Source organism: Blastococcus sp. CT_GayMR20 (genome assembly GCF_004570345.1).
In genome coordinates, this window is sequence record NZ_SPQM01000033.1 from 1 (window position 1) to 20,412 (window position 20,412).

Below are 20,412 nucleotides of genomic sequence, written 5' to 3' on the forward strand. Positions count from 1 at the left end.
CCGGGTGGGGGCGACCGGCCTGGCGCTGTACGGGCGCAGACTGTGGGAGACGATGAGCTCCCACTGGCCGACCGCCGACCAGCAGCCCGGCGCCACACCGGCGCAGATCGAGTTCGCCCACCGCTGGCGGGACATGCCGAAGGTGGTGTTCTCCTCGACGACCAGAGCGGTCGACTGGAACGCCCGCCTGGTCACCGGCGACGCGGTCACCGAGATCACCCGGCTCAAGACCGAGGACGGCAGTCCCATGGACGTCGGCGGCGCCACCCTCGCCGCGGCGGCCATGCGGGCCGGGCTGATCGACGAGTACGTGCTGGTCACCGCGCCGGTCTTGGTGGGCAGCGGCACGCCGTTCTTCACGGCCCTGGACAACTGGGTGAACCTGACCCTGGTGGAGACCCGGACGTTTCCCGACGGCGTGGTCCTGACCAGGTACGAGACCAGGCACTGACGGCCCCGCCAGTTCCCACGTCGCCGACGAGACAGCGTGCCGACGTGCCGTCTCCGCCCGCGGCAACGCACCCGTCAACACCGCCAACCCGACCTGGATCGGCTCGACCGCAGCCACCTGCGGTGCCGCACCGGTCCACCTCCCCCGACGGCGAACCGCCTCTCGGCGGCACGCTCCAGGACCGCTGCGACCACCGGGACCTCCCCTGGGCCATCACCGTCCTGATGGGCAACCGCGACCTCATCCGAGGACCCGCCGCCGAAGCCGGCGTGCCCGCGACGGGGTGACAGGCGCATCAGGTCCGCGGGGCGGTGACGGAGACTGTCGGCATGAGCGACGGCGGCAGCGGCGTCCTGCGCCCCCTGATCGGGATCAGCACCTATCGCGAGCAGGCGCGGTGGGGTGCGTGGGACGTGCCGGCGGTGCTCCTGCCGGCGACGTACGCCGACGCGGTCGCCTCGTGCGGCGGTGAGCCGGTGCTGCTGCCGACCGGTTCGGTCTCCGCCGACGTGGTCGCCCACCTCGACGCCCTCGTCCTCGCGGGAGGCGCCGACATCGACCCGGCGCGCTACGGCCGGACGGCGGGCGCGCACACCCGCGTCGTGCGTCCCGAGCGGGATGCAGCGGAGCTCGCCGTCCTCGAGGCCGCTCTGGGTCGCGACCTGCCGCTCCTGGCGGTCTGCCGGGGCATGCAGCTGCTCAACGTCGCCCTCGGCGGCGACCTGGTCCAGCACCTGCCCGACGTCCCCGGGACGGGAACGCACTGCGCCGGTGACGGGCTCTTCGAGCGGCGGGAGGTCCGCACCGCGCCGGGCACGACGCTGGCCGCGCTCCTCGGACCCACCGCACCGGCGGACTGCCACCACCACCAGGCGCTGGGCAACGTGGCCGCCGGACTCGTGCCCACGGCCTGGGCCGAGGACGGCGTCCTCGAGGCCGTGGAGGCGGCCGGCCGGCGCTTCTGCGTGGGCGTCCAGTGGCATCCCGAGGCCGGCGAGGACCGTCGCCTGTTCGGGGCACTGGTGGACGCGGCGGGACGACCCAGCAGGTGACGGTCGACGTCACCGGCTTGTGGGGCCGAACGCGTCGCACCTAGGGTCCGGCCTCTGACCCATCCGCCGGGGTCAGCCGGACGAAGGTAGGTCGCATGGAGCCGGTCCTGACCGTCGAGGAGCTGCGCCGGCAGGTCGAGTCCGGCGACGTCGACACTGTCCTCGTCGCGATCACCGACATGCAGGGCCGGCTGCAGGGCAAGCGCCTGCACGCGCGGTACTTCCTGGACGTCGTCCTGGAGCACGCCACCGAGGGCTGCAACTACCTGCTCGCCGTCGACGTCGAGATGACCACCGTCGCCGGGTACGCCATGTCCTCGTGGTCCAGCGGCTACGGCGACTTCGTGATGCAGCCCGACCTGTCGACGCTGCGGCCGGTGCCCTGGCAGCCCGGCACGGTCATGGTGCTGGCCGACCTGCGGTGGGAGGACGGCAGCCCGGTCGTCGCCTCCCCCCGGCAGATCCTGGCCCGGCAGACGGCACGCCTGGCCGACGCCGGGATGGCCGCGTACGTCGGCACGGAACTGGAGTTCCTCGTCTTCCGGGACACCTACGAGCAGGCGTGGCGCGCCGGCTACCGGGACCTGACGCCGGCCAACCAGTACAACGTCGACTACTCCGTGCTCGGCACCGCGCGGATCGAGCCGCTGCTGCGGCGCATCCGCAACGACATGACCGGCGCCGGCCTGGTCGTCGAGTCGGCCAAGGGCGAGTGCAACCTCGGCCAGCACGAGATCGCCTTCCGCTACGACGAGGCACTCCGGGCCTGCGACGGGCACGTGATCTACAAGACCGGCGCGAAGGAGATCGCCGCCCAGGAGGGCATGGCGCTCACCTTCATGGCCAAGTTCGACGAACGCGAGGGCAACTCGTGCCACATCCACTGCAGCTTCCGCGGCCTCGACGGCGCGATGGTGCTGAGCGACGACTGCGGGCCCGGCGGCCTGTCCGACGTCGGGCGGTCCTTCGCCGCCGGTCAGCTCCGCTACATGCGCGAGCTGACCCTGCTCCTGGCGCCCAACATCAACTCCTACAAGCGCTACGTGGAGGGCTCCTTCGCGCCGACGGCGCTGCGCTGGGGACGGGACAACCGCACCTGCGCCTTCCGGCTCGTCGGCCACGGCGCCTCCCTGCGGCTGGAGAACCGGATCCCCGGCGGCGACGTGAACCCCTACCTCGCCACGGCCGCCGTCGTCGCCGCCGGGCTGACGGGGATCGAGGAGGGCCTCGAGCTCGAGCCGGCGTTCGAGGGCAACGCCTACGACGACCCGGACGCCGACCACGTGCCGACCAGCCTGGGCGAGGCGCTCGACCTGTGGCGGGACAGCGACTTCGCACGCGCTACCTTCGGCGACGACGTGGTGGACCACTACGCCAACATGGCCGCCGTGGAACTTGCCGCCTTCAACAGGTCGGTCACCGACTGGGAGCGCTTCCGGGGGTTCGAGCGGCTGTGAGCAGCACGTCCTACGACGTCGTCAACCCGGCTACAGAAGAGATCGTCAGCACCGTCCCCCTGGCGGACGTCGAGGACGCCGACGCCGCCGTCGCCCGCGCCCGGCGCGCCTTCGACACGTGGCGGCACGTCGCGCCGGCCGACCGCGGGCGGCTGCTCCGCCGGTTCGCCGAGGTCGTCGACGCGCACGTCGAGGAGCTGGCGCGGCTGGAGGTGCGCAACTCCGGCCACACGATCGGCAACGCCCGCTGGGAGGCCGGCAACGTCCGCGACGTGCTGACCTACTACAGCGCGGCTCCGGAGCGGCTGTTCGGCCGGCAGATCCCGGTCGCCGGCGGCGTCGACCTCACCTTCCACGAGCCGCTCGGCGTCGTCGGCGCGATCGTGCCGTGGAACTTCCCGATGCCCATCGCCGGCTGGGCGTTCGCCCCCGCCCTGGCCGCCGGGAACACCGTCGTCCTCAAGCCGGCCGAGCTCACCCCCCTCACCGCGATCCGGCTCGCGGAGCTGGCCCTGGAGGCCGGCCTCCCCGACGACGTCTTCACCGTCCTGCCGGGCAAGGGCTCGGTCGTCGGCCGGCGGCTGGTCGAGCACCCCGACGTCCGCAAGATCGTGTTCACCGGCTCCACCGAGGTGGGCAAGGGCGTGATGGCCGGCTGCGCCGACCGGGTCAAGCGGGTGACCCTGGAGCTCGGCGGCAAGAGCGCCAACGTCGTCTTCGCGGACGCCGCCCTGGAGAAGGCCGCGGCAGCGGCGCCCTACGCCGTCTTCGACAACGCCGGGCAGGACTGCTGCGCCCGCTCGCGGATCCTCGTCCAGCGGTCGGCCTACGACCGGTTCCTCGAGCTGCTCGAGCCGGCGGTCCAGGGCCTCCGCGTCGAGGACCCGGCGCTCGACACGGCGGAGATGGGCCCGCTGATCAGCCGCACCCAGTGGGACCGCGTCGCCTCCTACGTGCCGGACGGCGCACCGGTCGCCTTCCGCGGCAGCGTGCCCGACGGCCCCGGGTTCTGGTTCCCCCCGACCGTGCTCGCCCCGGTGGACCCGGCCGACCGCGCGGTCACCGAGGAGATCTTCGGCCCGGTCGTCGCCGTCGTCCCGTTCGAGGACGAGGGAGATGCGATCCGCATCGCCAACGAGGGCGAGTACGGGCTGTCCGGCTCGATCTGGACCCGCGACCTCGGGCGGGCGCTGCGGGTCTCCCGCGGCATCGAGGCAGGCAACCTGTCGGTCAACAGCAACTCGTCGGTGCGGTACTCGACGCCGTTCGGGGGCTTCAAGCAGTCGGGGCTCGGCCGCGAGCTGGGTCCGGACGCGCTGCACTCGTTCACGGACGAGAAGAACGTCTTCATCGCGACGGAAGGATGACCGTGGCTGGACCGACGGTGCGCCGGCTGGAAGACCGGGTGGCGGTCGTGACCGGGGGCGCCAGCGGCATCGGGCTGGCCACGGCCCGGCGGTTCGCGTCCGAGGGCGCGCACGTCGTCGTCGGTGACGTGGAGCCGGTCAGCGGCAAGGCCGCGGCCGAGGAGGTCGGCGGGCTGTTCGTCCAGGTCGACGTCACCTCCCCCGAGCAGGTGGACACCCTGTTCCAGGCGGCGGTCGACACGTACGGCGGGTTGGACGTCGCGTTCAACAACGCGGGCATCTCACCGCCGGACGACGACTCGATCCTGGTCACCGGGCTGGACGCCTGGCGCCGCGTGCAGGAGGTGAACCTCACGTCCGTGTACCTCTGCTGCAAGGCGGCCATCCCCCACATGCAGGCTCGCGGGCGCGGCTCGATCATCAACACCGCCTCGTTCGTCGCCCGCATGGGCGCGGCGACGTCGCAGATCTCCTACACGGCGTCGAAGGGCGGCGTCCTGGCGATGTCCCGCGAGCTCGGGGTGCAGTTCGCCCGGGAGGGCATCCGGGTCAACGCGCTGTCGCCGGGACCGGTGAACACCCCCCTCCTGCGGGAGCTGTTCGCCAAGGACCCCGAGCGCGCCGCCCGCCGGCTGGTGCACATCCCGATGGGCCGGTTCGCCGAGCCCGAGGAGATCGCCGCCGCCGTCGCGTTCCTCGCGTCGGACGACTCCTCGTTCCTGACCGCCTCGGAGTTCCTCGTCGACGGCGGGATCAGCGGGGCCTACGTCACGCCGCTCTGACCCGCCGTCACCGGTGAACCGGAGAGGCCCAGAACCGGAGCGATTCCGGGCCTCTCCGGTTCGGTGCCGGACGGCCGTCGACGAGTCGAGAAGTCGAATTGTCGACATAAATCACCAAACGGACGGGACGGTTTCGCTCGGATCTGCCGGAGCCAACCGCGCGGGGAACTCCGTAACGTCACTGACAGCAGCCAGTCAGTACCGGTCAGTCATTCCGGTGCACCGCGCAGTACCTCCCGAGGAGCTTCCCGTGTCTTCCTTCTCCCGCCCGTTCCTGACGCTCCTGACCGACTCGTCGGCCACGCCGGCGCCCGAGCCGGTGCCGGCGTCGTTCGACGCCTTCGCCGCGGCCGCCGACGGGTGGCGGCTGGACGCGCTCTGCGCCGAGACCGACCCCGAGGCATTCTTCCCGGAGAAGGGCGGCTCCACCCGCGAGGCCAAGCGCGTCTGCACCGGGTGCGACGTCCGCGCCGAGTGCCTGGAGTACGCGCTGGCCAACGACGAGCGGTTCGGCATCTGGGGTGGCCTGTCGGAGCGCGAGCGGCGCCGCCTCCGCCTGATGCGCCGCGAGACCCTCAGCGCCTGAGCGAAGTTCCCGCGGCCGTAGAGGCCCCGACGGTGCGTGTTCCGGAGGAGCATGCGCCGGGTGGACCTGCTCACGGTCCCTGAGGATCGAGCCCCCGCTGACACCGTCCCCCCACCGGGGAGACGGCGGTCGGTCCTCTATCGCCCCCGGCGGAAGCCGTTCCGCTACACCCTGCCCGGGCTCGCGGGGGCGGCGGTCTTCCTCTGCCTGTCGCTCTTCCCGTCGCTGCTGCCCCGCACCGGTCTGGTCCAGGGGCTGATCAGCGGGATCACCGCGGCGTTCGGCTACGCGGTCGGGGTCGTGCTGGCCGCAGTGTGGTGCGCCGTCGTCGACCGCGACCACCGGCCCCCCCGGCGCCGCTCATGGCTCCTCCTCGGCGCGGTGGCCGCCGCGGGCTACGTCGCCGCGACCGTCTACGGCCGGTACTGGCAGGCCCGCATCCGGGACCTGATGGACGCCCCACCGGACAGCGCGAAGTCCCTGATCGTGATCCCCGCGGTCGCCCTCGTCGTCTTCGTCCTGCTGGTCGCCCTGTCCCGTGGGCTGCGACGCCTCTACCGGTCCATCGCGGTCCTGCTCGACCGGTGGATCGGCCACCGCGCCGCGCGGGCAGTCGGCTGGGTCGTGGTGGTCGTCGGCCTGGCGCTCCTGCTCAGCGGGGTCGTGCGCGACCAGCTGGTGGCCGCCGCCGACAAGGCGTTCGCCCTGCGCAACGACAAGACGAACGAGGGGGCCGTCGAGCCGACCGTCGGAACCCGGTCGGGCGGGCCGGATTCGCTGATCCCCTGGGAGTCCCTCGGCCGCGAGGGACGCGACTTCATCGGGACCGGCCCCTCGGCGGCTGACATCGCCGACTTCACGGGAGGAACCGCCCAGGAGCCGGTCCGGGTCTACGCGGGCCTGGACTCAGCCCCCACTGCGGAGGCGCGCGCCCAGGTGGCCGTCGACGACCTCGTCCGGGCGGGCGGCTTCGACCGCAGTCTCCTCGTGGTCGTGACCACGACGGGGTCGGGCTGGGTGGACCCTGGTTCGGTGGACACCGTGGAGTACCTGGCGGGAGGGGACAGCGCCACCGTCGCGATGCAGTACTCCTACCTCCCGTCGGTGCTGTCCTACCTCGTCGACCAGCAGCGGGCCCGCGAGGCCGGCCGGGAGCTCTTCGACGCGGTGTACGACCGATGGTCGAAGCGGCCGCTCGACGACCGCCCGCGCCTCGTCGTCGCGGGCGAGAGCCTCGGCTCCTTCGGCGGCGAGACGGCGTTCAGCGGCGAGTACGACCTGCGCAACCGGACCGCCGGGGCCGTCTTCGCCGGTCCGCCGAACTTCAACACGCTGTTCCGCGAGTTCGTCGACGACCGGGACGAGGGCAGCCGCGAGGTCCAGCCGGAGTACCGGGACGGCCGCACCGTGCGGTTCACCGACGACCCGTCGTCCGCGATCCCACCCAGGGGGGAACCGTGGGACGGCTCCCGCGTGCTCTACCTGCTGCACCCGTCCGACCCGATCGTGCTGTGGAGCTGGGAGCTCCTGTACGCCCGCCCGGACTGGCTGGAGGAGGCCCCGGGGGACGACGTCGTCGACGTGGTCAAGTGGATCCCGTTCGTCACCTTCTGGCAGGTGACCGCGGACATGCCGTTCGCAGGCAACGTGCCGGACGGGCACGGGCACGTCTACACGACCCAGTACGTCGACGCCTGGGCATCCGTGCTCCAGCCCCCGGGCTGGACCGACCGCGACTCCGACCGGCTGCGCGCCGTCCTCACCGGCGACTGATCGTCAGGAGAGCCGGATCGCCACGGCCGCGGCGACGGTGCCCAGCGAGTTCGTCGCCAGGTGCAGCAGCACGGGAGCGAGCAGGCTGCCGCTGCGCACGCGCAGCCACGTGAAGAGGATGCCGGCGGCGGCCGTCCCCGCACAGGCCAGCAGGACGGCGGCCGGGACGGCGACCCCGTCGACGACGTCGTTGGCCTCCAGCGCGGCGAGCGTCGGGCGGACGTGCCAGATCCCGAAGAGCGCCGACGAGGCGACCGCGGCCCACGACAGCGGGACCAGCCGGACGAGGGCGGCGAGCAGGACGCCCCGGAAGGCGACCTCCTCCCACAGCACCGTGCCGAAGGGGACGCGGACGAGGACCTGGTAGGCGATCTCGCCGCCGTCCAGGGCCTCGACCCGCGCATCGGTCAGGAGCGGGCGCAGCGCGGGAACGGCCACGGCGACGGCGAGACCCGCCGCGACTGCTCCGGCGCAGGCGCCGCCCCACCGCAGCCCGGCCGGCAGCGTGCGCCGCGCCAGACCCAGGTCGTCCCAGGTCAGGCCGGTCGACCGGGCGCCGGCCAGCAGTACCGCGGCGGCACCGAGATTGGCCACCACGTAGGACGCCGGATATCCCGGGAGCCGGGTGACGACCAGGTTGTTCCACGCGGCCAGGACGGTCACCAGACCGCCGGTGAATCCCAGGAGTCTGCGCCGGCCGACTGCCCGGTCGCTCACCGCGGCATCGGGTCAGGGCGTCGATCGGACGGGTACCGGGAGGCGCTCGGCGTCATCCCCTCTCGGAGCACCTCTCCGCGCCGCCCACCAGCCGTACGCACCCGTGAGCACGATCGCGACGAGGAAGAGGAAGTAGATCCACAGCCGCGCGTCGTGCCGGCTGATCTGCGGCCAGTACCAGGCCACCGCGACGAACTGGAACACGCCGAAGGCCGTGTAGGTCACGCCGGACACGAACAGCCGGCCGAGGTCGCCCTGGCGGATGACCAGGGCCGCGGCGACGCCGAGGGCGATGAGCCAGGAGCCGACGATCTGCGCGCTGAGCGGGGTCAGCTCCCACGGCCAGAAGTTCGCGGCGGGCTCGGGTTCCCGCTGGTGGTGCACGGTCATGCCGCCGCCGAACAGCACCACTCCGGCGGTGAACATCACCGCCCCCTCGAGGGTCAGCACCACCGTCAGCCAGTCCGGCATCGGCCGCCGCACCGGAGCGGGCCTCATCCTCCGCCGCTCCTCGCGGATCACCACCAGGAGGCAGGCCAGCGGGACGACGAGGTAGACGCCCAGCCACACCCACGCCGCGACCCGGGCGAACGGGCCGCCGTCGACCAGGTGCAGCCGGTGCAGGTGGATGCCCGTCGCGACGGCGGTGAGGACCGTGAACACGGTGACGGTGAGGACGGGGACCCGGATCCGGCTCCAGTCCGGCTGCCGGAGGGAGGCGACCGCGAGCACGAAGCCGGCGCCGTACGCGGCGCCGAGGAACGCCGCGGTCAGTTCCGTCCGGATCGACCAGGCCCAGTAGCGGTCGGCGACGTCGGCGAGCACCAGCAGCTGGAAGACCGCGAGAGCCGTGAGCGCCGCGAAGGCGACGAGCAGCCACCGGGTGCCGGTCAGCACGCCGTCCTGGGTGGGCCGGGTCTCCGTCTCGACGGGAACCATCACTGCCGTCCTGGTCGCTCTGCTCGCGCGCGAGCACGTGTCGCCGGGATTCGGGGTTCTCGGCGATGTCGAGAGTCGTCCTCTCCCGCCGTCCCGACAAGTGTCTTCCGGTCCTCGACCGCACCGGCCGGGCGTCAGCCGGCGTCCGCCCAGGACCCGACGACGGCGACGTCGAGCGGGAAGTCCACGGGGAAGGCGCCGAACAGCAGCCGGCCCGCCTCCGCCGCGGCCCGGTGGACGGCCGCCACCACCTCGCCGGCGAGGTGCTCGGGCGTGTGCACGACCACCTCGTCGTGCAGGAAGAACACCAGGTGCGGACGTTCCTCGACCGTGCCGGCGCCCAGCCGCCACAGCCGGTTGCGGAGGTCGGCCAGCCAGCACAGGGCCCACTCCGCACCGGTGCCCTGGACGACGAAGTTGCGGGTGAACCGGCCCCAGGCCCGGCGGTGGCGGTCCCGGTCCTCGGCCGACTCCCCGGCGTCGGGCGGTTCGCCTGGCTCGTCGGGCTGCTCCGCCCGGCCGCGGGGTACAGGGGAACCCCGGCCGAGCAGGGTGTGGACCACCTCGCCCCGCTCCCCCGCCCGGGCGGCCTCCTCGACCAGCCCGATGGCCCGGGGATACCGGCGCGTCAGGCCGGGCATCATGCGCCCGCTCTCGCCGCGTGTCGCGCCGTACATCGCGCCCAGCATGCCCGCCTTCGCGTCCGCCCTGGTCGCAACGGCGCCGGCGGCGACCATGCCGGCGTAGAGGTCGGTCGACCGCGCCGCCTCCGCCATGGCCTCGTCCCGGCTCATCCCGGCCAGCACCCGCGGCTCCAGTTGGGCGACGTCCGCGACGACGAACCGCCAGCCGTCGTCGGCCACGGCCGCCGGGCGCACCTGGGCAGGCACCGACAGCGCGCCGCCGCCGTTGGAGGCCCACCGTCCGGTCACGACGCCGCCCGGCAGGAAGTACGAGCGGAACCGGCCCTCGCGCACCCAGCTGTCCAGCCAGTTCCAGCCGTTGGCCTGCAGCAGGCGGGAGAGCTTCTTGTACTCGAGCAAGGCCGGGATGCCCGGGTGCTCCAGCTGCTCGAGCGTCCAGGAGCGCGTGTCGCCGACCGGCAGTCCCGAGGCCTGCAGAGCCCGCAGCAGGCTCCCCGGTGAGTCGGGGTTCAGATCAGGGGCGGCGAACGCCCCACGGATCTCGGTGAGCAGCCGCTCGAGGGTCGCCGGCCGGGAACCCCCCGGCGGGCGCGGACCCAGGAGCTCGGTCAGCAGGCGCTCGTGCACGTCGGCCCGCCACGGCAGCCCGGCGAACGTCATCTCGGCGGCCACCAGCGCACCGGAGTTCTCCGCGGCCAGCAGCAGTCCGAGGCGCCCCCGCTCCGCCGCGGCCGCGAGCGCCGCCAGCTGCCGGCCGTGCTCGGCGACCGGGTCGAGCAGGTCCGCCGGGTCGTCGAGCGGGAAGAGTGCCGGGTCGGCGGCGGTGACCGGCTGCAGGCGGTCCCATCCCGCGGTGTCCTCGCCGGTGAGCAGGCCCTGGTCGACGAAGGGGGACCGCCGGAGGACGGCGTGGCTGAGCCTCAGGTCCCAGCACCGCTCCACCCGGACGCCGGCCTCCAGCAGCGCCGGGTACCAGCGGGTGGTGTCGTCCCACACCCAGCGGACCGCGGCTCCCTCTCGCTCCCGGACGACGTCGGCGAGGACGGCGGCCGGGACGACGGTGACGCGGTCCTCCGCACCGTCGTCGTCGCACTCGCGCAGCTCGACGGCGTCCCCGCCGCGGCGCACGAGCACGACCCGGTCCACGCCGGCAGTCTCGCCGACGGGTCCGACACACTGCTCCCGTGACCACGACACCGGCGGGGCGCGGCATCGTCCGCCTGCTCAACACGGCCGACGGACGGGCGCTGTGCCTCGCCGGTGAGGTCGACGCGGACGCCGTCGACGCCTTCCTCCGGCGCTACGGCCGCGAACCGGTGCGCGTCGATCGCATCGACGCCGGCTCGGTCACGTGGCTGTCGGAACCGGCGGTCGACCTCGTCCTCGACCATCTCGACGCGGCCGGCCGCGCCGGGCGGCCGGTGGCGTGCAGCGGCCCTCCGCAGGTGCGCCGGCTGCTCGCCGGCGGGCATGCTTCCCGGACCGTCCCGACCGAGGAGGGGCCCGCACACCCGTGGACATGAAACTCGAGCTCGTGCCGGTCCCCGTGGCCGACGTCGACCGGGCGAAGGCGTTCTACGCCGAGAAGCTGGGCTTCGCCATCGACGTCGACGTCCGGCCCAGGGAGGGCATGCGGGTCGTCCAGCTCACGCCGCCCGGCTCCGCGTGCTCGATCGTCGTCGGCACGGGGCTCGGCGGGATCTCGGCGGCCGCCGCCGGGTCCGTACGCGGCCTGCACCTCGTGGTCGCCGACATCGAGGCCGCCCGCGCCGAGCTCCGCAGCCGGGGAGTGGACGTCGGGGAGATCGACGACGTCGGCGGCGGCGTGCGGTACGCCTCGATCACCGACCCCGACGGCAACACCCTGCTGCTGCAGGAGATGGCGTGGCGGACCGGCGAGGCGTTCTGACTCGTCAGGGCCGCCACTCGGGGCGGTAGTCGGAATGGTCGGCGTAGGGCACGGCCAGCAGCGCGAGCGTGAGCGCGGCCAGCTGGTGCTGGTCGTGCGGTGAGAGCAGGAAGTCGGCCATGCCGTGAGGACGCGCGCCCAGGAACGCCCGGTCGAAGCCGGAGTCCCGGCAGGCCATGACGAGCCGCCGTTTCGCCGCGCACTCGGTGATCACCCGGGCCGGGTCGTGCCGCGCGACGTGCTGCGCCACGTGCGGGTCGGGTGGCCCGGGCGCTGCGCCGTCCTCGGGTCGCCAGCGGTCCCGAACGGCCGCGGCCGCGTCGGTGGCGATCCGCTTGTCCTCGGCGATGCGGGCCAGGAGGAACTCGTCGAGGGTCGGCACCATGTCCGGCTCGAGGCCCGACTGCTCGTCCATGGCGCCATCCTGCCGTGCGCCTGGCGGGGCTGGGGCCCACCCGGCCGCCGGGGTCAGTTGAGGCCGAGCACCTTCATCGCCTGCGCGGCCATCTGCTGCTCGCCCAGCGCGTTCGGGTGCACGACGACCGGGTTGGTGCCCTGGAGCACCGGCTCGATCCAGCGGACGCCGATCGGCTGGCAGGCGTCGTGGCCCTCCGAGACCTTGTTCATGTTCACGTAGGTGACGCCGGTCGCCGCGGCAGCGCGCTTCACTGCGTCGTTCAGGGTCGTCTGGATGCCGCGGAGATAGGGGACGTCGCCCTCGGCCACCGGCATGCGGTCGAAGCAACCGCCGGTCCGGGGCAGGATCCAGGGGTACCCGAGGATGGCGACCTCCGCGTCCGGCGCCGCCGCCCGGACCGCCTGCAGCGCCTTCACCAGCGACGGGTAGGTCGTCCCGCGGACGGTGTCCTCGAACGAGGAGCCGTACCGGTCCTTGCAGGGGCTGCCCTGGCCGAGCGTCGAGACGCCGGCCTGGCCGCACTGGAGGAGCGAGTTGATGAAGACGCCGCTGTCGTTGCCGCCGATGGTCATGGTGATGAGCTCGGCGTCGGGGCCCACCGCTTCGAGCTGGGGCGCCACACCGTCGTACTGCGGCTCGAAGTAGTCGCCGGTGTCGGCGCCGCCGCAGGTCACGTCGGTGAGCTGCGCGCCGGTCGCGGCCGCGATCAGGTGTGGATAGTTGCCCGTCGACCGGAGGCACTGCGGAGCAGCCGTCGGGTCGGGCGGGAGGACGCCGGAGGCGGCGCTGTAGGAGTCGCCGAGAGCGACGTACCGCAGCGGCTCGGTCGCCTGGGACGCCGGGGCGCCCAGCAGGGCGAACAGCAGGGCGGCGAGGACACACGCGGCAAGACGTCGCACTGGGTTCTCCATCGGTCCGTCGGGTTACTGGCCGGTACAACGGCCGATGACGGCCGGGGTTACGGCCCGTTCTCCTGCCGACAGCCCGCCCGTCGGTCAGGATGACGGCCGTGCCGGACGTCGACCTCTCCGGACCCAGCGCGCGACGCGGGGGCTCCGAGCCGCTGAAGGCCTACCTCGCCGTCCCTGACGGCGACGGTCCCTGGCCGGGCGTGGTGGTGCTCCACGAGATCTTCGGCATGGACAGGGTCACCCGCGCCAACGCCGACCGGCTCGCGCGGGCCGGCTACCTGGCCCTCGCCGTCGACCTGTTCAGCCAGGGCGGCGCGCGCCGGTGCCTCGTCCCGACGATCCGGGCGATGTCGGCCGGCGAGGGCCGCGCGTACACCGACATCGAGACGGCCCGCACCTGGCTCGGCGCCGACCCGCGGTGCACCGGCAGGGTCGGCGTCATCGGCTTCTGCCTCGGTGGGGGCTTCGCCCTCATGACCGCCGACTCGGGCTTCGACGTCGCGTCGGCGAACTACGGCCACCTTCCGCCGGACCCGGAGGCCACGCTGGCCGGCGCCTGCCCGATCGTCGCAAGTTTCGGCGGCCGCGACCGGACCCTCCGCGGCGCCGCGGCCCGCCTGGAGACGGCGCTGACCCAGGTGGGCGTCGTCCACGACGTGAAGGAGTACCCCACCGCTGGGCACGCGTTCTGCACCCCGGCGGAGGCGTTCCCCCGGCCGGTGCGCCCGGTCCTCCGGGTCGCGGGCATCGGCGCCGACCCGGCGGCGGCCGCGGACGCCTGGCGGCGCATCGAGTCCTTCTTCGCCGAACACCTCGCCTGACCGGCGCGCGACCGTCCCCAGCCCCGGCGGAGGCGGCGTAGCGTGCCCGCGTGGCGCTGCCCACCCGCATGCACCGGTCGGCTCCGGGGACGACGTGATGGACGCCGAGGAACTCCGCGGGCTGGGTCTCTTCGAGGGGACGCACGACGTCCTGCTGCGCGACCTGTCCGCCCCCGGCACCGAGGTGCGCTTCGTGCCGGGGCAGGAGGTCTTCGTCGAGGGTCGGCCCGCCGACTTCTGGTGGGTGCTGCTGGAGGGACGCGTCGACCTGGTCCGCCACGTGGGACGGGAGGAGCGGCACCTCGCCGTCATGGAGGTGCCGGGGCAGTGGGCCGGCGGCTTCCGCGCCTGGGACGAGCACGGCGCCTACCTCGCGACGGCCCGCGCGTCGACGGCCGGCCGCTTCTTCTGCGTGTCCGCCGAGGCGTTGCGGGACTGCGCGACGACCTGGTTCCCCCTCGGCGTGCACTTCATCAAGGGGCTGTTCGGCACGGTGCGCAGCGTCGAGTCCACCACCCGGCAGAAGGAGGCCCTGATCGCGCTCGGCACCCTGGCCGCTGGTCTCGCGCACCAGCTCAACAACCCCGCTGCGGCCGCGACCCGGGCCGCCCACGGCCTCGCGGAGTCGAGCGCCGCCACGCTGACCTCGCTCCGGCGGCTGGCCACGGACGCGGTCTCCGCGGAGCAGTTCACCCGACTCGACGCACTCCGGCTGGCGATCACTCCCCGGCTCGCCCCCGCCGATCCGATGGAGGTCGCCGACCGCGAGGCCGCGGTCGCGGACTGGCTCGTCGCGCACGGGGTCCGGCACCCGTGGGGAACCGCCGCCCCCCTGGCCCGGGCCGGTGCCGACGCCGCCTGGTGCGACCAGGTGGCCTGGGTGCTGGCCGGCACCGCGCTCGAGCCCGGCCTGGAGTGGGTGGCGAGCACCCTCACCACGGCGAGTCTGCTGGAGCAGGTCACGGAGTCCACCCGGCGCATCTCCGACCTGGTCGCCGCGGCGAAGTCCTACTCCCAGCTCGATCGGGCGTCCATGCAGTGGACCGACGTCTCCGAGGGGCTGGAGAGCACGCTCATGATGCTGGCGGACCGGATCCCGCCGGGGGTACGGGTCGTGCGCGACTTCGGTGCGGACCTCCCCCGGATCCAGGCTGCGGCGGCCGAGCTCAACCAGGTGTGGACGCACCTCGTGGACAACGCCCTCCGCGCGATGGCGGCGCCGGGGACCCTGCGCGTCTCGACCCGGGCCGACGGCCCGGGAGGTGTCCTCGTCGAGATCGGCGACACGGGTGCCGGGATGACCCCCGAGGTCCGCATGCACGCCTTCGACCCGTTCTTCACGACCAGGGCCGTCGGGGACGGCGTCGGCCTCGGGCTCGACATCGCCCGCCGCATCGTCGAGGAGCACCGGGGGGAGATCTCGATCGACGCGGCGCCGGGCGAGACGGTGCTGCGGGTCCGGCTCCCGTCCGGTCGCTGACCGCGCCGGCCGTCGCTGGCACGATGGGTCGGTGCTGCTCAGCGACGTCCTCGGGGTCTCGACAGCCGTCGCGGCCACGCGGTCGCGGACGGCCAAGGCCACGGCCATCGCCGACCTCCTCCGCCGGGCAGGCACGGACGAGGTCGGGCCGGTCACCGCGTGGCTGTCGGGCGAGACGCGCCAGGGCCGGCTGGGCGTCGGCTGGCGCACGCTGTCGCGGATGGCCGGCACGCCCGCCGCCGAGCCCTCGCTGACCGTCCCCGCCGTCGACCACGCGCTCACCGAGCTCGCCGGTACGGCCGGCACCGGTTCCGCGGCCCGCCGCGAGTCGGTCCTCGCGGCGCTGCTCTCGGCTGCCACCGCCGAGGAGCAGCACTTCCTGGTCCGGCTGCTCACCGGCGAGCTCCGGCAGGGCGCCTTGGAGGGCGTGATGCTCGACGCGGTGGCTGCGGCCGCCGACGTCCCGGCGGCGAGCGTGCGGCGGGCGTTCATGCTCTCCGGCCGGCTCCCGGAGACCGCCGCCGCCGCACTGACCGGCGGGGTCGCGGCCCTCGACGCGACCCGCCTGCAGGTCGGCCGCCCGGTCCGCCCGATGCTGGCCAGCCCCGGCTCCTCGCTCGACGCCGCGCTCGCCGACCTCGGCACGGACGTGACGGTGGAGTTCAAGCTCGACGGCGCCCGCATCCAGGTGCACCGGGACGGCGACGTCGTCCGGGTGTGGACGCGGACGCTGCGGGAGGTGACCGACGGCGTGCCGGAGCTGGTCGACCGCGTCCGGGCCCTGCCGTGCCGGACCGCCGTCCTCGACGGCGAGACCCTCGCGCTGGACGACGACGGCCGCCCGCGCGCGTTCCAGGACACCATGAGCCGCTTCGGCAGCGACACTGCAGAGGAAGGCGTGCTGCTCAGCCCCTTCTTCTTCGACCTGCTGCACGTCGACGGCCGCGACCTGCTCGACGAGCCGCTGTCCGTCCGCCTCGACGCGCTGGCCGAGCTGCTCGCCGCCGAGGAGCACGCGCCCCTGCGGATGCCGGGCATCCGCGGCCCGGACCCCGCCCGGGCCGCGGACGTGCTGGAGGGGGCTCTCGCGGCCGGCCACGAGGGCGTCGTCGTCAAGGCGCTCGACGCCCCGTACGCGGCGGGACGGCGCGGCAAGGCGTGGCAGAAGGTGAAGCCCGTCCACACCCTGGACCTGGTGGTCATCGGTGCGGAGTGGGGCTACGGCCGCCGCTCGGGGAAGCTCTCCAACATCCACGTCGGTGCCCGTGACCCCGACGGCGGCGAGCCCGTCATGGTGGGCAAGACCTTCAAGGGCATGACCGACCAACTGCTGGAATGGCAGACGGAGACGTTTCCCGGGCACGCCCGGGAGCACCACGACTGGGGCGTGCTCCTGCGGCCGGAACTGGTCGTCGAGATCGCCCTGGACGGCGCCCAGCGCAGCACCCGCTACCCGGGCGGTGTGGCCCTGCGGTTCGCCCGCGTGCTGCGGTACCGGCCGGACAAGACGCCGGAGGACGCCGACAGCATCGAGGCCGTGCGCGCCCTGCTCGCCGGCGGCTGAGACCCGGATCGCAGCGATGCCCTCAGGTCATGTGTAGCAGAATTCCCGCCTCCTCATGAGGCCGAAGAATTCGATCTATGGTTCCGGACCTCAGATCGGAGCTGATGCGCGTGCCCCCCTTTCCCACCAGCGCCTTCCACCTCCCCGCCCACCTCGCCGCCAAGGCCGATCCGGTCCTGATCGGCACCGACGAACGGCACTTCGCCGCGATCGCCCAGAGCCTCGCGCAGTCGATCGCCGACCTCACCGACCGCCTCGACGCCGAGCGCAGGGCGGCCGGGGGCATCGGCCAGGAGGCCCTCGACCGGGACCTCGAGATCCACCGCCTGACCGCCCGCCTGCGCACCCTGCGCCGCTTCGGTCTGGACCTCTCCCTCGGACGGATCGTCTCCGCGGACGACCCCGAGCCGCTGTACATCGGGCGGCTCGGCCTCACCGACAGTTCGGGTCATCAGCTGCTGCTCGACTGGCGTCTGCCGGGGGCCGAGCCCTTCTTCGGCGCCACCCACGCCAACCCGATGGGCCTGGTGAGCCGCCGCAGGTACCGCTGGACCCGCGGCCGGATCACCGACTACTGGGACGAGGTGTTCACCCCGGACGGGCTCGAGAGCAACGCAGCGCTCGACGACCAGTCCGCCTTCATCGCCAGCCTCGGCGCCAACCGCTCGGCCCGGATGCGCGACGTCCTCGGCACGATCCAGTCCGACCAGGACGCCGTCATCCGCGCCGGATCGCGGGGCGCGCTCGTCGTGGACGGCGGCCCGGGGACCGGCAAGACCGTCGTGGCCCTGCACCGCACCGCCTACCTCCTCTACGCCGACCCCCGTCTCGGCCACCACCGGGGCGGCGTCCTGTTCGTCGGCCCGAGCGAGCCCTACCTCGCCTACGTCTCCGACGTCCTCCCCAGCCTCGGCGAGGAGGGCGTGCGGACCTGCACCCTGCGCGACCTCGTCCCCGAGGGGGCCGCGGCCGGCCCCGAGACCGACCCGGAGGTGGCCCGTCTGAAGTCCGCCATGGACGTCGGAGCAGCCGTCGAGGCGGCCGTCCGGTTCTACGAGGAGCCGCCCGCCGGGGGCATGACGGTCGGGACCGACGCCTCGGACGTCCGGCTGACCGCCGACGACTGGGCCGAGGCCTTCCAGACGCCGGACCCCGGCACCCCGCACAACGAGGCGCGTGACCGGGCCTGGGAGGCGCTGCTCGACATCCTGGTCGACAACTCCGACGGCGACGAGGACGACGAACTGCTCCGGAAGTCGCTGCAGCAGAACCGGGAGCTGCTGGCGACGTTCAACCGGGCGTGGCCGCTGCTGGAGGCCACCGACGTCGTGGGGGACCTGTGGTCGGTGCCCGCCTACCTGCGCAGGTGCGCCCCCGGGCTGGGGCCCGAGGACGTCCGGAGGCTGCAGCGCGACGATCCGCAGGACTGGACGATCTCCGACCTGCCGTTCCTGGACGCGGCGCGGCAACGGCTCGGCGACCCGGAGACGTCGCGGCGGCGGCGCCGGCAGGAGGCGGCCGCCGCCGCCGAGCGGGAGCGCATGGCCGGCGTCATCGACGAGCTGATCGCGGCCGACGACTCCGAGCTGCTCCTGATGACGACCCTGCGCCACCAGGACCTGCGGGACGCCCTGGTGGACGAGGCCGCGCTGCCCACGGCGGACCCCGACGTGCTCGCCGGTCCCTTCGCGCACGTCGTCGTGGACGAGGCCCAGGAGCTGACCGACGCCGAGTGGCAGATGCTGCTGCTGCGCTGCCCGTCCCGCAGCTTCACCATCGTCGGGGACCGGGCCCAGGCACGGCACGGCTTCCTCGAGTCGTGGCAGGAACGGCTCGGGCGGATCGGGATCGACGAGGTCGGCCTCGCCTCGCTCACCATCAACTACCGGACGCCGGAGGAGGTGATGGCCGAGGCGGAGCCGGTCATCCGGGCGGCGCTCCCCGACGCCAACGTGCCGACCTCCATCCGCAGCAGCGGCACCCCCGTCGTCCACGGGGTCGTGTCCGACCGGGACGCGATCCTCGACGCCTGGCTCGCCGAGCACAGCGAGGGCATCGCCTGTGTCATCGGCGATCCCACCTTCCCGGCGACCGCCCGCGTCCGTTCGATGACCCCCGAGCTCGCCAAGGGGCTCGAGTTCGACCTGGTCGTCCTCGTCGATCCCGAGGAGTTCGGGACCGGCATCGAGGGAGCGGTCGACCGGTACGTCGCGATGACGAGGGCGACCCAGCGTCTCGTCGTCCTCACGAGCTCCTGACGTGGAAGGTGCCTCCGGGGAAATGGCACCGAGGGGGTCAGAGCGCCGTGACCTCGTAGGTGTGCCCCGCGGCCCGGAGCCGCTCGACGAGGACCTCGCCCATGGCCGTGGCCGGCGTCAGCGAGCCGGCGGCGTCGGGCAGCCGGTCGCCGTCCAGGGCCAGCGACAGGGCGCTCTCGCCCAGCATGACCGCCGTCGCGGCGTACCCCGGGTCGCCCTGCCCCGCGACGACCGCGCGGTAGCGCCGGCCGTCCTCGGTGCCGGCCTCGAGCGCCGACGTGAACCACCCGTTCCGGCGGGCCTCCTCGCTGGGGCCGTCGCCCGGCGCCGGGAGGAAGCGGTCGAGCAGTGCCCGGGTGGGCGGGAAGGCCATCGCGGCCAGGGCACCGAGCAGCCCGCCGGTGACCCCGGCCGCCGTGATGGCACCCACGGGTCCGCGCCCGGCGCCCATGACCTCGCCGTAGCTCAGCCCCCGCCCGTACGCCCAGCCCTGCAGCGCGTTGCTGCGCCGGACGATGCGGGTGTTGATCGACGCCATCACGAACGGTGCCGTCCACCGACCGTCGGGCAGGCGCGCGGGAGGTCCGGCGTCCGACGGCTGGCGGGTGTCCGGCTCGGCGTCCCGGTCGGGGCTGAGCGAGAACGGGTCGCCCAGCACCCGGCGCAGCGACCGGTCGCCCACCATCTCCTCCAGCTGCACGCGCATCGAGTCGATGGTGCCGCCGCTGAAACCGCCGCGGAGGTTCGCCACCAGGCGGACGTCGCACAGGCCGCCGGCGCCGTCGGCCTGTGCCCGCCGCGCCAGGATGAGGACGCCGAGGTCCGAGGGGATCGAGTCGTAGCCGCAGGAGTGGACGATCCGGGCGCCGGTGTCCTTCGCGACGGCGTCGGTGCGGGCGATCGCGTCGCGGACGAACAGGACCTCGCCGGTGAGGTCGGCGTAGTGGGTGCCGGCCCGGGCGCACGCCTCGACGACCGGCAGGCCGTACCGCGCGTAGGGACCCACGGTCGTCGCCACCACCCGGGTGGACTCGGCCATCGCCCTCAGGGACGCCGGATCGCCGCTGTCGGCCTCGATCAGGTCCCAGTCCCGGGCGGCGGCGGGCAGCGCGGACCGGACCTCCTCCAGCCGCGCCCGGGAACGCCCGGCGAGCGCGATGCGGGTGCCGGGCGGGGCGTGCCCGGCGAGATACTCCGCGAGCAGCCTCCCGACGAAGCCGGTGGCCCCGAAGACGACGAGGTCATGGGTGCGTGCGCTGTCTGCCACCGGCGCATTCTGACCT

Annotated in this window: 20 protein-coding genes; 14 read left to right on the top strand and 6 right to left on the bottom strand. The window is 73.8% G+C overall.

All coding sequences use genetic code 11. From position 1 onward, the window contains the following. The 8 genes from E4P40_RS10130 to E4P40_RS10160 all read left to right on the top strand — a co-directional run. Window positions 1-451: dihydrofolate reductase family protein (locus tag E4P40_RS10130; RefSeq protein ID WP_135158513.1), on the top strand; the 451-nt coding region annotated here is incomplete at its 5' end. Window positions 452-573: 122 nt separating this feature from the next. Beyond that, entirely contained in the window at window positions 574-738 is a 165-nt protein-coding gene (locus tag E4P40_RS28045; protein ID WP_167762179.1) for a hypothetical protein, read from the top strand. Window positions 739-780: 42 nt separating this feature from the next. Next, window positions 781-1,503: a gamma-glutamyl-gamma-aminobutyrate hydrolase family protein gene (locus tag E4P40_RS10135; RefSeq protein WP_135158514.1), complete on the top strand. Its 723-nt coding sequence runs from the start codon at window positions 781-783 to the stop codon at window positions 1,501-1,503. A 95-nt stretch (window positions 1,504-1,598) separates the two neighbouring features. Next, entirely contained in the window at window positions 1,599-2,960 is a 1,362-nt protein-coding gene (locus E4P40_RS10140) for a glutamine synthetase family protein (RefSeq protein WP_135158515.1), read from the top strand. Further along, the gene (locus E4P40_RS10145) at window positions 2,957-4,327 is read left to right on the top strand and encodes an aldehyde dehydrogenase family protein (RefSeq protein ID WP_135158516.1); all 1,371 of its coding nucleotides are present in this window, start codon (window positions 2,957-2,959) and stop codon (window positions 4,325-4,327) included. Before E4P40_RS10140 ends, E4P40_RS10145 begins: the two co-directional genes overlap by 4 nt. 2 nt (window positions 4,328-4,329) lie before the next feature. After that, window positions 4,330-5,109 carry a 3-oxoacyl-ACP reductase gene (locus E4P40_RS10150; protein ID WP_245160241.1) on the top strand — a complete coding sequence of 260 codons (780 nt, stop codon included), beginning with the start codon at window positions 4,330-4,332 and terminating at the stop codon, window positions 5,107-5,109. 319 nt (window positions 5,110-5,428) lie between these two features. After that, a complete protein-coding gene (locus tag E4P40_RS10155; protein ID WP_209305258.1) occupies window positions 5,429-5,695 on the top strand; it encodes a WhiB family transcriptional regulator in 267 nt (88 codons plus the stop codon). Between the two features lie 60 nt (window positions 5,696-5,755). Further along, window positions 5,756-7,468: an alpha/beta hydrolase gene (locus tag E4P40_RS10160; RefSeq protein WP_209305254.1), complete on the top strand. Its 1,713-nt coding sequence runs from the start codon at window positions 5,756-5,758 to the stop codon at window positions 7,466-7,468. 3 nt (window positions 7,469-7,471) lie between these two features. On the opposite strand, the gene E4P40_RS10165 is transcribed toward E4P40_RS10160, so the two are convergent. The 3 genes from E4P40_RS10165 to E4P40_RS10175 form a co-directional block, all read right to left on the bottom strand. After that, window positions 7,472-8,185 carry a CPBP family intramembrane glutamic endopeptidase gene (locus tag E4P40_RS10165; RefSeq protein ID WP_245160242.1) on the bottom strand — a complete coding sequence of 238 codons (714 nt, stop codon included), beginning with the start codon at window positions 8,183-8,185 and terminating at the stop codon, window positions 7,472-7,474. Between the two features lie 12 nt (window positions 8,186-8,197). Then, window positions 8,198-9,124: a hypothetical protein gene (locus E4P40_RS10170; protein ID WP_135158520.1), complete on the bottom strand. Its 927-nt coding sequence runs from the start codon at window positions 9,122-9,124 to the stop codon at window positions 8,198-8,200. 134 nt (window positions 9,125-9,258) lie between these two features. Then, a complete protein-coding gene (locus E4P40_RS10175) occupies window positions 9,259-10,914 on the bottom strand; it encodes a bifunctional 3'-5' exonuclease/DNA polymerase (protein ID WP_135158521.1) in 1,656 nt (551 codons plus the stop codon). A 38-nt stretch (window positions 10,915-10,952) separates the two neighbouring features. Between E4P40_RS10175 and E4P40_RS10180 the strand changes: the two genes are divergently transcribed. Then, complete coding sequence (locus tag E4P40_RS10180; RefSeq protein ID WP_135158522.1) at window positions 10,953-11,291, top strand: hypothetical protein; 339 nt, start codon at window positions 10,953-10,955, stop codon at window positions 11,289-11,291. Next, entirely contained in the window at window positions 11,288-11,677 is a 390-nt protein-coding gene (locus E4P40_RS10185) for a VOC family protein (RefSeq protein ID WP_245160245.1), read from the top strand. Before E4P40_RS10180 ends, E4P40_RS10185 begins: the two co-directional genes overlap by 4 nt. Window positions 11,678-11,681: 4 nt before the next feature. On the opposite strand, the gene E4P40_RS10190 is transcribed toward E4P40_RS10185, so the two are convergent. Beyond that, a complete protein-coding gene (locus E4P40_RS10190) occupies window positions 11,682-12,092 on the bottom strand; it encodes a DUF6221 family protein (RefSeq protein ID WP_135158524.1) in 411 nt (136 codons plus the stop codon). 53 nt (window positions 12,093-12,145) lie between these two features. Next, the gene (locus tag E4P40_RS10195) at window positions 12,146-12,994 is read right to left on the bottom strand and encodes an SGNH/GDSL hydrolase family protein (protein ID WP_209305255.1); all 849 of its coding nucleotides are present in this window, start codon (window positions 12,992-12,994) and stop codon (window positions 12,146-12,148) included. A gap of 101 nt (window positions 12,995-13,095) precedes the next feature. Here E4P40_RS10195 and E4P40_RS10200 point away from each other — a divergent pair, with 101 nt between their 5' ends. From E4P40_RS10200 to helR, 4 genes are all read left to right on the top strand, one after another. After that, window positions 13,096-13,827, top strand: coding sequence for a dienelactone hydrolase family protein (locus E4P40_RS10200; protein WP_135158526.1), 732 nt, complete (start codon window positions 13,096-13,098; stop codon window positions 13,825-13,827). 97 nt (window positions 13,828-13,924) lie between these two features. Further along, a complete protein-coding gene (locus E4P40_RS10205; protein WP_135158527.1) occupies window positions 13,925-15,307 on the top strand; it encodes an ATP-binding protein in 1,383 nt (460 codons plus the stop codon). A 31-nt stretch (window positions 15,308-15,338) separates the two neighbouring features. Next, window positions 15,339-16,871, top strand: a complete 1,533-nt coding sequence (locus E4P40_RS10210) for an ATP-dependent DNA ligase (protein WP_135158528.1) — start codon at window positions 15,339-15,341, stop codon at window positions 16,869-16,871. A 104-nt stretch (window positions 16,872-16,975) separates the two neighbouring features. Next, the gene (gene helR / locus E4P40_RS10215) at window positions 16,976-19,129 is read left to right on the top strand and encodes an RNA polymerase recycling motor ATPase HelR (RefSeq protein ID WP_135158529.1); all 2,154 of its coding nucleotides are present in this window, start codon (window positions 16,976-16,978) and stop codon (window positions 19,127-19,129) included. A gap of 37 nt (window positions 19,130-19,166) precedes the next feature. Here helR and E4P40_RS10220 read toward each other — a convergent pair whose 3' ends face one another. Next, complete coding sequence (locus E4P40_RS10220) at window positions 19,167-20,396, bottom strand: saccharopine dehydrogenase NADP-binding domain-containing protein (protein ID WP_135158530.1); 1,230 nt, start codon at window positions 20,394-20,396, stop codon at window positions 19,167-19,169. Window positions 20,397-20,412 lie beyond the last annotated feature (16 nt).

What these genes read in the sequence shown, in the direction of transcription:
- E4P40_RS10200 (WP_135158526.1), top strand. Translation starts at nt 13,096, where the DNA reads ATGACGGCCGTGCCGGACGTCGACCTCTCCGGACCCAGCGCGCGACGC.
- helR (WP_135158529.1), top strand. Translation starts at nt 16,976, where the DNA reads ATGCGCGTGCCCCCCTTTCCCACCAGCGCCTTCCACCTCCCCGCCCAC.
- E4P40_RS10170 (WP_135158520.1), bottom strand. Translation starts at nt 9,124, where the DNA reads ATGGTTCCCGTCGAGACGGAGACCCGGCCCACCCAGGACGGCGTGCTG.
- E4P40_RS10140 (WP_135158515.1), top strand. Translation starts at nt 1,599, where the DNA reads ATGGAGCCGGTCCTGACCGTCGAGGAGCTGCGCCGGCAGGTCGAGTCC.
- E4P40_RS10185 (WP_245160245.1), top strand. Translation starts at nt 11,288, where the DNA reads ATGAAACTCGAGCTCGTGCCGGTCCCCGTGGCCGACGTCGACCGGGCG.
- E4P40_RS10190 (WP_135158524.1), bottom strand. Translation starts at nt 12,092, where the DNA reads ATGGACGAGCAGTCGGGCCTCGAGCCGGACATGGTGCCGACCCTCGAC.
- E4P40_RS10205 (WP_135158527.1), top strand. Translation starts at nt 13,925, where the DNA reads ATGGACGCCGAGGAACTCCGCGGGCTGGGTCTCTTCGAGGGGACGCAC.
- E4P40_RS10135 (WP_135158514.1), top strand. Translation starts at nt 781, where the DNA reads ATGAGCGACGGCGGCAGCGGCGTCCTGCGCCCCCTGATCGGGATCAGC.